Source organism: Caballeronia udeis, from assembly GCF_001544555.2.
In the GTDB taxonomy this organism is placed as follows: Bacteria; Pseudomonadota; Gammaproteobacteria; order Burkholderiales; family Burkholderiaceae; genus Caballeronia; species Caballeronia udeis.
Map to the genome: position 1 here is coordinate 14,098 of NZ_FCOK02000080.1, position 12,494 is coordinate 26,591.

12 protein-coding genes are annotated in these 12,494 nt (G+C 61.3%); 5 read left to right on the forward strand and 7 right to left on the reverse strand.

Annotation, left to right across the window (positions count from 1 at the left end; all coding sequences use genetic code 11):
• Positions 1-70 precede the first annotated feature (70 nt).
• From AWB69_RS48240 to ubiA, 3 genes are all read left to right on the forward strand, one after another.
• Positions 71-241, forward strand: a complete 171-nt coding sequence (locus AWB69_RS48240) for a hypothetical protein (RefSeq protein ID WP_156529096.1) — start codon at positions 71-73, stop codon at positions 239-241.
• Positions 242-396: 155 nt separating this feature from the next.
• Complete coding sequence (locus tag AWB69_RS36875) at positions 397-888, forward strand: Dps family protein (RefSeq protein WP_062091721.1); 492 nt, start codon at positions 397-399, stop codon at positions 886-888.
• A 167-nt stretch (positions 889-1,055) separates the two neighbouring features.
• Entirely contained in the window at positions 1,056-1,916 is an 861-nt protein-coding gene (gene ubiA, locus AWB69_RS36880; RefSeq protein WP_062091722.1) for a 4-hydroxybenzoate octaprenyltransferase, read from the forward strand.
• A gap of 86 nt (positions 1,917-2,002) precedes the next feature.
• On the opposite strand, the gene proC is transcribed toward ubiA, so the two are convergent.
• From proC to AWB69_RS36910, 6 genes are all read right to left on the reverse strand, one after another.
• Positions 2,003-2,815 carry a pyrroline-5-carboxylate reductase gene (gene proC, locus AWB69_RS36885; RefSeq protein ID WP_062091723.1) on the reverse strand — a complete coding sequence of 271 codons (813 nt, stop codon included), beginning with the start codon at positions 2,813-2,815 and terminating at the stop codon, positions 2,003-2,005.
• 19 nt (positions 2,816-2,834) lie between these two features.
• Positions 2,835-3,542 carry a YggS family pyridoxal phosphate-dependent enzyme gene (locus AWB69_RS36890; protein WP_062091724.1) on the reverse strand — a complete coding sequence of 236 codons (708 nt, stop codon included), beginning with the start codon at positions 3,540-3,542 and terminating at the stop codon, positions 2,835-2,837.
• 76 nt (positions 3,543-3,618) lie between these two features.
• Positions 3,619-4,845 (reverse strand): glycolate oxidase subunit GlcF, encoded by a 1,227-nt coding sequence (glcF, locus tag AWB69_RS36895; RefSeq protein WP_062091725.1) that lies wholly within the window; start codon positions 4,843-4,845, stop codon positions 3,619-3,621.
• A gap of 15 nt (positions 4,846-4,860) precedes the next feature.
• On the reverse strand, positions 4,861-5,949 hold the full coding sequence (gene glcE / locus AWB69_RS36900) for a glycolate oxidase subunit GlcE (protein ID WP_062091726.1): 1,089 nt from the start codon (positions 5,947-5,949) through the stop codon (positions 4,861-4,863).
• A gap of 189 nt (positions 5,950-6,138) precedes the next feature.
• Positions 6,139-7,632: an FAD-linked oxidase C-terminal domain-containing protein gene (locus AWB69_RS36905; protein ID WP_062091727.1), complete on the reverse strand. Its 1,494-nt coding sequence runs from the start codon at positions 7,630-7,632 to the stop codon at positions 6,139-6,141.
• A 183-nt stretch (positions 7,633-7,815) separates the two neighbouring features.
• Positions 7,816-9,231, reverse strand: coding sequence for an FAD-binding oxidoreductase (locus AWB69_RS36910; RefSeq protein ID WP_062091728.1), 1,416 nt, complete (start codon positions 9,229-9,231; stop codon positions 7,816-7,818).
• 204 nt (positions 9,232-9,435) lie between these two features.
• On the opposite strand from AWB69_RS36910, the gene AWB69_RS36915 reads away from it, so the two are divergent.
• Positions 9,436-9,987, forward strand: a complete 552-nt coding sequence (locus tag AWB69_RS36915; RefSeq protein WP_062091729.1) for a cob(I)yrinic acid a,c-diamide adenosyltransferase — start codon at positions 9,436-9,438, stop codon at positions 9,985-9,987.
• 118 nt (positions 9,988-10,105) lie between these two features.
• Positions 10,106-11,308, forward strand: coding sequence for an NO-inducible flavohemoprotein (gene hmpA, locus AWB69_RS36920; protein ID WP_062091730.1), 1,203 nt, complete (start codon positions 10,106-10,108; stop codon positions 11,306-11,308).
• A 71-nt stretch (positions 11,309-11,379) separates the two neighbouring features.
• On the opposite strand, the gene aroG is transcribed toward hmpA, so the two are convergent.
• The gene (gene aroG, locus AWB69_RS36925; protein WP_062091731.1) at positions 11,380-12,453 is read right to left on the reverse strand and encodes a 3-deoxy-7-phosphoheptulonate synthase AroG; all 1,074 of its coding nucleotides are present in this window, start codon (positions 12,451-12,453) and stop codon (positions 11,380-11,382) included.
• Positions 12,454-12,494: the final 41 nt, after the last annotated feature.

Here is a 12,494-nt window from a genome sequence, read left to right on the forward strand (position 1 = left end):
AGGGCGGGGCGCGTTTTGAGAAAGTGCGTCCCCCTTTGATTTGACACGCAGGACTCAAAGGAGAACGACGATGACACGAGCGATCATGACACTCGAACGGGCGGTGAGCGGTATTGAGACAAAGAGCCTCAATGCGTCGCGCGGCGTACGGCTCGCGATCGGTTTTGGCATTGTCGCGGCGAGTTACGCGGTGGTGATTATCGAAGGACTGCATGGCGTTGGTTTCGCCGGATTGTCCTGAAAGCGCGTCGTCACGACGCACCCGATAACCGCTCTGACCCGCCTCCATGGGGGGTCGCGCCGCGTTTCTAAGATAAACTCACGAACGCTCGGCGGCCCCGGCAGCAGCATTGGCCGGGTCGCTCGCATTGTTCGTATCACTCTCACGGAGTCACTATGGCGAAGAAAATCGCATCACCGGCTGTGAACATCGGTATCAGCGACAAAGACCGCAAGAAGATCGCCGAAGGTTTGTCGCATCTGCTAGCCGATACGTACACGCTGTATCTCAAGACGCACAATTTTCACTGGAACGTCACGGGGCCGATGTTCAACACGCTCCACCTGATGTTCGAGGGGCAATACACGGAACTGGCGCTGGCTGTGGATTCGATCGCAGAACGTATTCGTGCGCTGGGTGTGTACGCGCCCGGCAGCTATCGCGAATTCGGGAAGCTGTCGTCCATTCCTGAAGCCGACGGCATCCCGGCAGCGGAAGAGATGATCCGCCAGTTGGTGGAAGGTCAGGAAGCGGTTGTACGCACGGCGCGTGCAATTTTCCCGCTGACCGATAGCGCCAACGACGAACCGACGGCCGACCTGTTGACGCAGCGCATGCAGATTCATGAGAAGACGGCGTGGATGTTGCGCGCGATGCTGGGGCAATAAAGATTTGATGTGATCGCCGGTGCATTGAGCACGGCGAATTGAATAGAGGAAGCCCCGCGTTCGGTCGAGCGTGGGGTTTTTGGTTTTTTTGGGGCAAACCGGAAACGAACCGCAAATCACCGCTGCCTTAAAATACCGTTACCGCCAATTGCCGCCGCCCCGTCGCCATGCTCGCTCGCCTTCCGCTCTATCTCCGCCTCGTCCGCATGGACAAGCCCATCGGCAGCTTGCTGCTGCTGTGGCCAACGCTCAACGCGTTGTGGATCGCATCGAGCGGTCGTCCGTCGCCGATGCTCTTGCTGATCTTCGTGCTCGGCACGCTGCTCATGCGCTCAGCCGGTTGTGCAATCAACGACTACGCCGACCGGGACTTCGATAAACACGTGAAGCGCACCGAAAATCGCCCGATCACGTCCGGCAAGATTGCCGCTTGGGAAGCGGTGGCGTTGGCGGCGGCGTTATCGCTGATTGCATTCCTGTTGATTCTGCCGCTCAACACGCTGACAAAAGAACTCTCGGTGTTCGCGCTATTTGTGGCGGGCAGTTATCCGTTCACCAAGCGCTTTTTCGCGATTCCCCAGGCGTATCTGGGCATTGCGTTTGGCTTCGGCATTCCGATGGCCTTCGCCGCCGTGCAAGATCACGTGCCGCCGCTTGCATGGATCATGCTCGCCGCGAACGTGTTCTGGTCGGTCGCCTACGACACCGAATACGCGATGGTCGATCGCGACGACGACATCAAGATCGGCATCCGCACGTCGGCGCTGACATTTGGCCGGTTCGATGTAGTAGCCATCATGCTGTGTTATGCCGTCACGCTTGGGATCTATGTGTGGATCGGCCTGACGCTGGCGTTCGGCGCGCTGTACTGGGTTGGCTGGATGGCGGCAGTGGCATGCGCCGTTTACCACTACACGCTGATCAAGAACCGCGAGCGCATGCCGTGCTTCGCCGCGTTCAAACATAACAACTGGTTGGGTGGCGTGCTGTTCGCGGGCATTGCGGCGCATTACGCGTTCATGCGGTAGCGCGTTCGCCCCTACCGCAACAGGGCGTTTCTTTTAGCGTTCAGCTCAATGCTTTGCAGCACGCATTTGCCGAGAGTGCGTGGACGTCAGGCTTTGCCCAGCTCTGCGCCCATTTCCTTTGCCCTGGCATCCGCCGCCAACGCGCCGCGGACGATCGCTTCCTTCACACCCTGGGCGTCAAAGGAAGCCAAGGCCGCTGCCGTCGTGCCGCCTTTCGATGTCACGCGTTCCCGCAACACGCTCGCCGGCTCACCCGATTGCGCCGCCAATTGCGCAGCACCGGTGAACGTAGCCACCGCGAGCGCGCGGCCTTGTTCTTCGTCCATGCCAAGTTGACGCGCTGCTTCCTGCATGGCTTCGATGAAATAAAACACGTATGCCGGACCGCTGCCGGATATGGCGGTGACGGCATCTATCTTCGTTTCGTCGTCGAACCAGACGATTGCGCCTACTGCTTCCAGTACCTTCGACGCGAGCGCCTTCGCTGAACTGTCGACGCCGGGCAGCGCAGCCAGACCCGTTACGCCCATGCCAATAAGCGCAGGCGTATTCGGCATGGTGCGCACGATCTGCGTGTAGCCACCGAGCCAGCGCGACAGGTCGGCGGCGCGAATGCCGGCGGCAATACTGATCACTAATTGCTTCGATAACACCGGCCGAAGCGCGCCGGCTACGTCCTTTAAAACCTGCGGTTTCACGGCGAGCAGGATTGCATCGTAGTCCGCAAGTGTCGAGTCGATCGACGCACCCGTCGCAACGCCAAACTCCTTCGCCACGCGAGCGCGTGCTTCCTCCCCGAGATCGACGACATAAAGATCCGCCGCCGCCACGCCACGCTTGATCAAACCGCCAATAAGCGCGGACGCCATGTTGCCGCCACCAATAAACGCAATTTTCATAGTGAGTTCATCAATCAAGTCAGTGAGAGTAATCGCGCGCGCCGAAGATGGCCGTACCAATGCGAACCATTGTTGCGCCTTCCAGGATTGCCGCTTCGATATCCGCCGACATGCCCATGGAAAGCGTGTCGAGTTCAAGCCCGTCCGCGCGCAATGTGTCCATGAGTTCATGCAGACGCCGATGCGGCGCGCGTTGTTCATCGAGCGTTCCGGCCGGTTCGGGAATGGCCATCAAACCGCGCAGCTTGAGATTGGGCAGCGCGGCAATGGCATGAGCAAGCGTCAAGGCTTCGGCAGGCGGCACACCGCTTTTGGATTCCTCGCCGCTGACATTGACCTGCAGACACACGTTGAGCGGCGCCAAACCGTCGGGCCGCTGTTCGCTGAGACGCTGAGCAATCTTCAGCCGATCGACGGAATGTACCCAATCAAAATTCTCGGCGACGACCTTGGTCTTGTTCGACTGCAGTGGCCCGATGAAATGCCACTGGACCTGATCGCGCAGATCGGCGAGCGCGGCAATCTTCGCGACCGCTTCCTGCACGTAGTTTTCGCCGAACGCGCGTTGTCCTGCTTCGAACACGGCCCGCACATCCTCGGCGGGAAAGGTCTTCGATACCGCCAGCAACGCAACAGACGACGCGTCGCGCGATGCCGCCGCTTCGGCTTGCGCGATACGTTGGTGGACTTCACTGAGATGGCGGGCAAGATCGGAGGAGGAGGGCATCGCGTTCAAGAGCCGGTGAATGACAAGCCCCGATTATACGGACGCGACGGCGCAACGCAGTCAGCGCCCGCCAGCGTTAGCCATACAGCAGATGTTCCACCAGCTGGATCCAGTGCACGACAGGCGTGGACGTACCGCTTTGCAAGTGCGCGATGCAACCGACATTCGCCGACACGATCATCTGCGGTTCGAGTTTCTCGAGCGTGTCGAGTTTCTGGTCGCGCAACGCGTACGAGAGCTTCGGCTGCAGCACCGAGTACGTTCCAGCCGAGCCGCAACATAAATGGCTGTCGGCGGGAAGATGCACCTCTATGCCCAGCGTCGTCAGCAAGTTCTCCACGTGGCCGCGGATCTGCTGGCCGTGCTGCAGTGTGCATGGCGGATGGAACGCGACGGTGTGGACGGCGCGCCGCCTTGCCATCGCGGTCAGTTCGTCCTCGTATTGCGGCAGGATCTCGGACAGGTCACGCGTCAGGTCCACAATCCGCGCGGCCTTCTCGGCGTACACCGGATCGTTGCGCAGCAAATGCGCGTATTCCTTGACCGTCGCGCCGCAACCGGACGCGTTCATCACGATCGCCTCCACGCCGTTCTCGACGTACGGCCACCACGCGTCGATGTTCTTGCGCACGTCGTCCAGCGCCTCGCCGTTGTAGCCGAGATGCAGGCGGATCGCGCCGCAACAGCCCGCGTCAGGCGCGGTGAGGATCTGAATGCCCAATGCATCGAATACCCGTGCAGTCGCTATGTTGACGTTCGGCATCATGGCAGGCTGAACGCAGCCGGCGAGCATCAGCATCGTGCGCTCATGCGTGCCGGTTGGCGGTTCGAGCGGGCGTTGCGCGACCGGAATCTTGGTGCGCAAAGTTTTGGGCAGCAGCGGCCGGAACTGCTGGCCGAGTTTCATCGCGGGCGTGAAAAGCTTGCTGTTCGGCAGGAAGTTGGCGAGCAGTTTGCGTTGTATACGTTGACCAAACGGCCGCTCCACTTTCTCTTCCACCACCTTCCGGCCGATCTCCACCAGCCGTCCATACTGCACGCCCGAGGGGCACGTGGTCTCGCAATTACGGCACGTGAGGCAGCGATCCAGATGCAGTTGCGTACTGCGTGTGACGGGCGCGCCTTCCAACATCTGCTTGATCAGATAGATCCGGCCGCGCGGGCCGTCGAGTTCATCGCCCAGTATCTGATATGTCGGGCACGTCGCCGTGCAGAATCCGCAATGCACGCACTTGCGCAGGATGGCCTCGGCCTCTTCGCCATCGGCGGTGTCGCGCATGAAGTCGGCGAGGTTGGTTTGCATTGCGTGTGTCTTCGTTCAGAAGTCGGGGTAGAGGCGGCCGCGATTGAAAATGCTCGCGGGATCGAATGCAGCCTTCAGCCCGCGATGAATCTTCATCATCGGGGCAGGCAAGGGCGTGAAGACACCCGCGTTACGGTCATACAGAGTGCCCGAGCGGAAGATGGTCGCGTGGCCGCCGGCCTGCTTGGCGCTGATGCGCACGGTTTGCGGATCGGCGTCAGTGATCCACCAGCGCTGCGCGCCGCCCCATTCCATCAGGTGCGGGCCGGGAAGATGCATCGGTTCGGCAATCGATGGCAACGACAGCCGCCACAAAGCAGACTTCGGCGGCAGCACGGCGAAGAATGGATCGGATTGTTCGCGCAAACCGTGCCAGAAACGTTCGGCTTCGACCGCGTCCACCACTTCGCCGCCCAACGATGTCCGCGCCGCTTTCACCGCCGCTTCCGCGCCGCCCAGGCGCAACGCCAGCGTGTGGTCACGCCAGGCGCTGCCGGTCAGCGGCAAGGGGTGGCCGCTCCACTCATTGAGCTTGCGCACTGCGTCCGTGTCGTTCATCTCGAACTTGAGCGTGGCTTCGGCAACGGGTTTCGGCAGCACTTTCACCGATATCTCCAGGATCAACCCAAGCGTACCGAGAGACCCCGCGAGCAGCCGCGAGACGTCGTATCCCGCCACGTTCTTCACCACTTGCCCACCGAAATGCAGCACCTGGCCCTGGCCATTCATCACCACCGCGCCGAGCACGAAGTCGCGCGGCGCACCGGCCGCGGCGCGCCGCGGGCCGGCGAGTCCCGCGGCAATGCAGCCGCCGAGCGTGGCATTTAGCCCGAAATGCGGCGGCTCGAACGGCAGCATCTGGCCGCATTCGTCCAGCACCGCTTCGATCTCGCTGAGCGGCGTGCCGGCTTTCGCGGTGATCACGAGTTCGGCCGGGTCATATTCGATAATCCCGCGATGCGCCCGCGTATCGACTATCTCGCCTTGCAGCGCCTGCCCGTACCAATCCTTCGTGCCGCCGCCGCGAATCCTTAGCCGGGTGTTGCTCGCCGTCGCGGCGCGCACGCGCTCGGACCAGTTCGCGACAATGTCTTCCTCTGTCATGGTGTCCCGCGTTTTATGGCTCTTGGGTCAGTGTATCGGCGTGTTCCCGCACGGCCACTCGTATAAACGTGGATACGTGCGGGCTTGGACGCCTGGAACAACCGCCGATTCTTCAAAGGGACATTAAAGAGACGCCGAAGGGGACGTTATCTGCACGTAACGTTTAGAAGCGTCGCCTAAACACGCCGCTCAAAAGCGTGGAATCTCCGGATGCGGCAGCAAACCGCCGCGAATATGCATTTTCCCGTACTCGGCGCAACGCGCACGCGTCGGGATGCCTTTGTCGGGATTGAGCAGGCCGGGGGGATCGAAGGCGCGCTTGATCGCGTGGAAGGTGTCGCGTTCTTCAGGCGAAAACTGCACGCACATGGAATTGATCTTTTCGATACCCACACCATGCTCGCCCGTCACCGTTCCGCCCAATTCCACGCAGGCTTCCAGGATATCGCAGCCGAATGCTTCCGCCCGGTGCCATTCGTCGAGATCGTTGCCGTTGAAGAGAATCAGCGGATGCATGTTGCCGTCGCCGGCATGGAAAACGTTCATGCAACGCAGTGCGTACTTTTTTTCCATCTCTTCAATGCGCGCCAGCAACGGCCCGATCTGGCGGCGCGGCACGGTGCCGTCCATGCAGTAGTAATCGGGGGAGATACGGCCGGCAGCCGGAAACGCGTTCTTGCGGCCGGACCAGAACTTCAGCCGCTCGGCTTCCGAGCGCGAGATCTGGATACGGTTCGCGCCGAATTCGCGCAGCACGGCCGTCATTCGTACGATTTCCTCCATGACTTCGTCGTGCGTGCCGTCCGATTCGCACAGCAGGATCGCCTTGGCGTCGAGGTCGTAGCCCGCCTTCACGAACTCTTCCACGGCGCGGGTCGCGGGTTTGTCCATCATCTCGAGCCCGGCGGGGATAATGCCGGCCGCGATGATCGCCGCGACCGCGTTGCCGCCTTTGACGACGTCGTCGAAGCTCGCCATGATCACCTGGGCTGTTTGCGGCTTCGGGATCAGCTTGACGGTGATCTCGGTGACGATGGCGAACATGCCTTCGCTGCCGATCAGCACCGCCAGCAGGTCCAGCCCCGGCGCGTCAAGACTGAGCGAACCGAATTCAAGGATATCGCCTTCCATTGATACGGCACGCACCCGCATCACGTTGTGGCACGTCAGGCCGTACTTGAGGCAGTGGACGCCGCCGGAGTTCTCGCTGACGTTGCCGCCTATGGTGCAAGCGATCTGCGATGACGGATCGGGTGCGTAGTAGAGCCCGAAGGGGGCCGCCGCTTCAGATATGGCGAGATTGCGCACGCCCGGCTGGACCGTGGCGGTGCGGGCGTACGGGTCGACCTCCACGATCTTGCGAAAGCGCGCGAGCGATACCACGATCCCATGCCGGATCGGCATGGCGCCGCCCGACAGGCCCGTGCCCGCGCCACGCGGGACGATAGGCACGTCCAGCCGCGCGCAGATCTGCACGACGCGCTGAACCTGCGCTTCGGTTTCGGGCAGCGCGACCGCAAGCGGCAGCCGCCTGTACGCCGCGAGCCCGTCGCATTCATAAGCGGCCGTATCTTCTTCGCGATACAGCAGGCAATGCGTCGGCAGCACGGCCATCAACGCCTGCACCACTTCACGCTGACGCTGCGCCAGCACTTCAGGCGAAAGCTCGGCGGGTGCGTTCATGTCTCCTCCCGGCGGTGTTTGTGCTCTGGAGCAGTTCCAAAAAGCAGAGCATTGATCTTGCACCTGCGCGTGTCTGCCGTCGATTGGGCTAATTACGGGGACGGAGCATGTTTATACGCCAGCGCGTTGTTCGCGCCAGGCGCTCACCGTTCAGTTATCCGCGAATAACCGGCCCGCATTCGCTCAAGCGTCGTAGGCGAATATCTTGCCCGGGTTCATCAGGTTTTTCGGATCGAGCGCATGTTTGATCGAGCGCATCACGCTGATCGCGTCCTCGCCGTGTTCGTCGATCAGGAAACCCATCTTGTGCAGCCCGACACCGTGTTCGCCGGTACACGTTCCGCCCATGCGCAGCGCGCGCTCCACGATCCGGTGATTGATCCGCTCGGCTTCCTCCAATTCCTCGGGCTTGGCCGGATCCAGCAGCATGGCGACGTGGAAATTGCCGTCGCCGACATGGCCGACGATCGGGCAGGGCAGCGTGCTGGCCTTCAGGTCCTGCTCCGTTTCGATCACGCATTCGGCCAGCCGCGAAATCGGCACGCAGACGTCCGTGGTCACGGCGCGGCTGCCGGGCTTCAGTTGCAGCATCGCGAAATAGGCGTTGTGACGCGCGTTCCACAGGCGGCTGCGGTCTTCCGGCCGGGTTGCCCATTCGAAATCGGTACCGTTGTTTTGTGCGACGATTTCCTGCACCGTTTCCGCCTGCTCTTTCACGCTGCTTTTCGTGCCATGGAATTCGAAGAACAGCATGGGCGATTCGCGGAAGGTGAGGTTCGAATGGCGGTTGATCGCGCGCACGGCAAGCGAATCCAGGAACTCGACACGGGCCACGGGCACGCCCATCTGGATGGTCTCGATGGTGGCACGCACGGCGTCTCCCATCGACGGAAATGCGCAGACCGCGGCCGATACCGCTTCCGGTTGCGGATAAAGCCGCACGGTGATTTCAACGATCACGCCGAGCGTGCCTTCCGAGCCCACGAATAAACGCGTGAGGTCGTATCCGGCCGACGATTTGCGCGCCCGTGTACCGGTCTTGATGACGCGGCCATCGGCTAATACGACGGTGAGGCCGAGCACGTTCTCGCGCATCGTGCCGTAGCGCACGGCGTTGGTACCCGATGCACGCGTTGCCGACATCCCGCCAATGCTCGCATCCGCACCGGGATCGATGGGGAAAAACAGCCCGGTGTCCTTCAGCGCTTCGTTCAACTGCTTGCGCGAAATGCCCGGCTGCACGGTGACCGTCAGGTCTTCAGCGTCGATTGACAGCACCTGGTTCAGACCCGACATGTCGATGGATACGCCGCCCTGTACTGCCAGCAAATGACCTTCCAGCGACGACCCGTTGCCGTACGGAATGACCGGGACATTGTGTTCGGCGCAGAGCCGGACCACGGTCTGGACCTCTTCTGTGCTGGTCACGAAAACGACAGCGTCGGGCAGTTGCGGATCGAACGGCGATTCGTCGCGGCCGTGATGTTCGCGGACTGCGGCAGTGGTCGAGACGCGTTCGGCGAACGCGGCTTTCAGCGCGTTGAGCAAGGCGGCGGGGAATGCGCGGCGCACGGCGAGCGGCGGGACGGGATGGTTCACGGCATGTCTCCGGACATCGGTGTAATGGGATGTTGGAATGCACTGGATTTCGCATCGAAATGCGGGAATCGTGCGTTTTATGTATTCATTTTACGCCGATAGCCCATATCAAGCCCGCCTTGAGGCCGCCTCCGGGCGATGCTCCCGCGTTGCCTATAATGAGCGCGGGCGCTGACCGGCGTTCCGGGTTACCTGGAGGACATCATGGGCAATCGCCTGAGCAAGATATCGACGCGCACCGGCGACGACGGCACGACCGGCCTCGGCGATGGCAGTCGCGTGCAGAAGGACGACGCGCGCATCACGGCTATTGGCGATGTCGATGAACTGAATTCGCAGCTTGGCGTGCTGCTGTGCGAACCGCTGCCGGACGACGTGCGCGCCGCGTTGTCGGCCATCCAGCATGATCTCTTCGACCTTGGCGGCGAGCTCTGCATTCCCGGCCATTCGATGATCGAGAAGTCGCATCTTGCTCGTATCGATGAATGGATCGCGGAATACAACGCGACCTTGCCGCCGCTCAAGGAATTCATCCTGCCGGGCGGATCGCGGGCTGCGTCGCTCGCGCACGTCGGGCGGACTGTTTGCCGGCGTGCGGAGCGCGCGATTGTTGCGCTTGGCCGCGTGGACAGGATCAACGCGGCGCCGCGGCAGTATGTGAATCGGCTGTCCGATCTGCTGTTCGTGCTGGCGCGCGTATTGAATCGCGTGGACGGCGGAACGGACGTGTTGTGGAATCACGAACGCAAGGTCTAGGGCAGGGGTGTTCGGCACCGATTGCGCTACGCAGCACTAGATAACCCCTGCGACAAAACGCGCAAATTCGTACCTCCTTAAACATGTATTATAAATGCATCTTTAAGAGAACCCACTAATGACAGCCTTGACCGCCGACCAGATTGCCCGTGTAAAAGCCACCGCTCCCGTGCTCGCCGAACATGGCGTGACCATCACTCAACACTTCTACAAGCGGATGTTCACTCACCATCCCGAGTTGAAAAACGTGTTTAACCAGGCGCATCAACAGAGCTCGAGCCAGCCGCAGGCGCTGGCTCGAGCGGTGTATGCGTATGCCGCGAACATCGATAACCTCGGCGCGCTCGGTTCGACCGTCACGCATATTGCACACAAGCACGCAAGCCTGAATATCTGGCCGGAGCAATATCCGATCGTTGGGGAAAATCTGCTCGCCGCCATATCGGAAGTGCTGGGCAATGCCGTCGATGAACCCACGCTCGAGGCCTGGCGAGCCGCATACGCGCAGCTCGCGGAGATCTTGATCGGGGCCGAAAAGGCGCTTTATGCCCAGGCTGCATGGAGCGGTTTCCGGCCGTTCGTGGTGTTTCGGCGAGAACGGGAAAGCGACGAGATCACATCGTTTTATTTGAAGCCGTCCGATGGCGGACCAGTCTGCGATTTCAAACCGGGCCAGTACATCAGCGTGAAGCGGTTCGTGAAGGCGATTGGGGTAGACCAGCCGCGTCAATACACGCTCTCCGACGCGCCGAACGGCGAGTGGCTGTGGATTTCGGTGAAGCGCGAGCGGGCGCAGGATACGCCACCCGGGCACGTGTCCAACCTGATACACGAGGGTATTGAAGTCGGTGGAATTGTTGAAGTCAGTGCACCGATGGGCGAGTTCACGCTCGACGCAGCCAAGACGACACCCGTTGTATTGATCAGCGGCGGCGTGGGCATTACGCCAATGGTGTCAATGCTCACCTCGCTGACCGCGCAGGACAGCAAGCGGAAGATATCGTTTGTGCATGCTTGCCGGAATGGCCGCACGCACGCATTTGGCCGGTGGCTTGACGCGATTGTTGCAAAACATCCGAACGTGTTGCGCGCCGTGTTCTATGAAAACACTCACGCCGATGACCGTCCGGGGAAGGATTTCGATTTCACAGGGCGCCTGGATTTCTCGAGGATCGCCGATAAAACCCTGCATCCGGACGCCGATTATTATCTCTGCGGTCCTGTCCCCTTCATGCGCGTGCAGCAGGAAGCATTGATGGCGGCGGGGGTATCGAAGGCCCGGGTGCGTACTGAGATTTATGGTTCCGGCGAGCTCGCGTAGCGCCATGGCGTTTTGAATCGAGGGCCACCAGACCTGGCGGCCCTCGCCTGCTCACCCGGATCAAGGGCCAGTCAGTTCCCATTCCCGCGCGCCACGCGCCGCTGCTTCACGGCTTCGGCCAGCCCTTCCAGCACGTTCAAGCTGTCTTCCCAGCCGATACACGCGTCGGTGACGCTCTGCCCGTACGTCAGCTCGCAACCTTCCTTCAGATCCTGCCGCCCGGCGACCAGATTCGATTCCACCATCACGCCGATGATCCGCTCGTCACCGCCCGCAATCTGCCGGCCGATATCGGCGCAAACCGGGATCTGGTTCTCATGTTTCTTCGAACTGTTTGCGTGGCTCGCATCAATCATCAGGCGCGCGGCCAGTCCGGCCTTGCTGATGTCGTTGCAGGCGGCGTTCACGCTCTCCGCGTCGTAGTTCGGCGTCTTGCCGCCACGCAGGATGATGTGGCAGTCCTCATTGCCGGCCGTCGAGACAATGGCAGAATGGCCGCCTTTCGTCACCGAGAGGAAATGGTGGGGTTGCGACGCTGCCTTGATGGCGTCGACCGCAATCTTCACGTTGCCGTCGGTGCCGTTCTTGAAACCTACCGGGCACGACAAACCCGACGCCAACTCGCGATGCACTTGCGATTCCGTTGTCCGTGCGCCGATCGCACCCCATGAAATCAGGTCCGCGATGTACTGCGGGCTGATCATGTCGAGGTATTCGGTGCCGGCGGGCAACCCCAGTTCGTTGATCCGCAGCAGCAATTCGCGCGCGGTCCGCAGGCCGTCGTTGATCTTGAAGCTGTTGTCCATGTACGGGTCGTTGATCAGGCCTTTCCAGCCGACTGTTGTACGCGGCTTCTCGAAATACACCCGCATCACGATTTCAAGCTCACCGGCAAAGCGCTTGCGCTGTTCGACAAGACGGCCCGCATATTCCAGCGCCGCTTTGGTGTCGTGGATCGAGCACGGCCCGACGATCACGATCAGGCGGTCTTCCATGCCGTGCAGGATGCGATGCATCGACTGGCGCGAGTTGTAGATCAGCTCCGAAACCGTCTCGGCGCAAGCGAACTCACGGATCAGGTGAGCGGGGGGTGTCAGTTCTTTCAATTCGCGGATTCGGACATCGTCGGTGTTGTGCGGGGGCATGCTGGTTCTCCGGGAACTCGTTTTGGTGCTGCGTTGGTCTT

Bases quoted from the DNA above. Each gene is read 5' to 3' on its own strand.
- AWB69_RS36890 (WP_062091724.1), bottom strand. From the start codon at position 3,542: ATGCCCTCCTCCTCCGATCTTGCCCGCCATCTCAGTGAAGTCCACCAA.
- aroG (WP_062091731.1), bottom strand. From the start codon at position 12,453: ATGCCCCCGCACAACACCGACGATGTCCGAATCCGCGAATTGAAAGAA.
- AWB69_RS36905 (WP_062091727.1), bottom strand. From the start codon at position 7,632: ATGAACGCACCCGCCGAGCTTTCGCCTGAAGTGCTGGCGCAGCGTCAG.
- glcE (WP_062091726.1), bottom strand. From the start codon at position 5,949: ATGACAGAGGAAGACATTGTCGCGAACTGGTCCGAGCGCGTGCGCGCC.
- hmpA (WP_062091730.1), top strand. From the start codon at position 10,106: ATGACAGCCTTGACCGCCGACCAGATTGCCCGTGTAAAAGCCACCGCT.
- ubiA (WP_062091722.1), top strand. From the start codon at position 1,056: ATGCTCGCTCGCCTTCCGCTCTATCTCCGCCTCGTCCGCATGGACAAG.
- proC (WP_062091723.1), bottom strand. From the start codon at position 2,815: ATGAAAATTGCGTTTATTGGTGGCGGCAACATGGCGTCCGCGCTTATT.
- glcF (WP_062091725.1), bottom strand. From the start codon at position 4,845: ATGCAAACCAACCTCGCCGACTTCATGCGCGACACCGCCGATGGCGAA.
- AWB69_RS36875 (WP_062091721.1), top strand. From the start codon at position 397: ATGGCGAAGAAAATCGCATCACCGGCTGTGAACATCGGTATCAGCGAC.
- AWB69_RS36915 (WP_062091729.1), top strand. From the start codon at position 9,436: ATGGGCAATCGCCTGAGCAAGATATCGACGCGCACCGGCGACGACGGC.
- AWB69_RS48240 (WP_156529096.1), top strand. From the start codon at position 71: ATGACACGAGCGATCATGACACTCGAACGGGCGGTGAGCGGTATTGAG.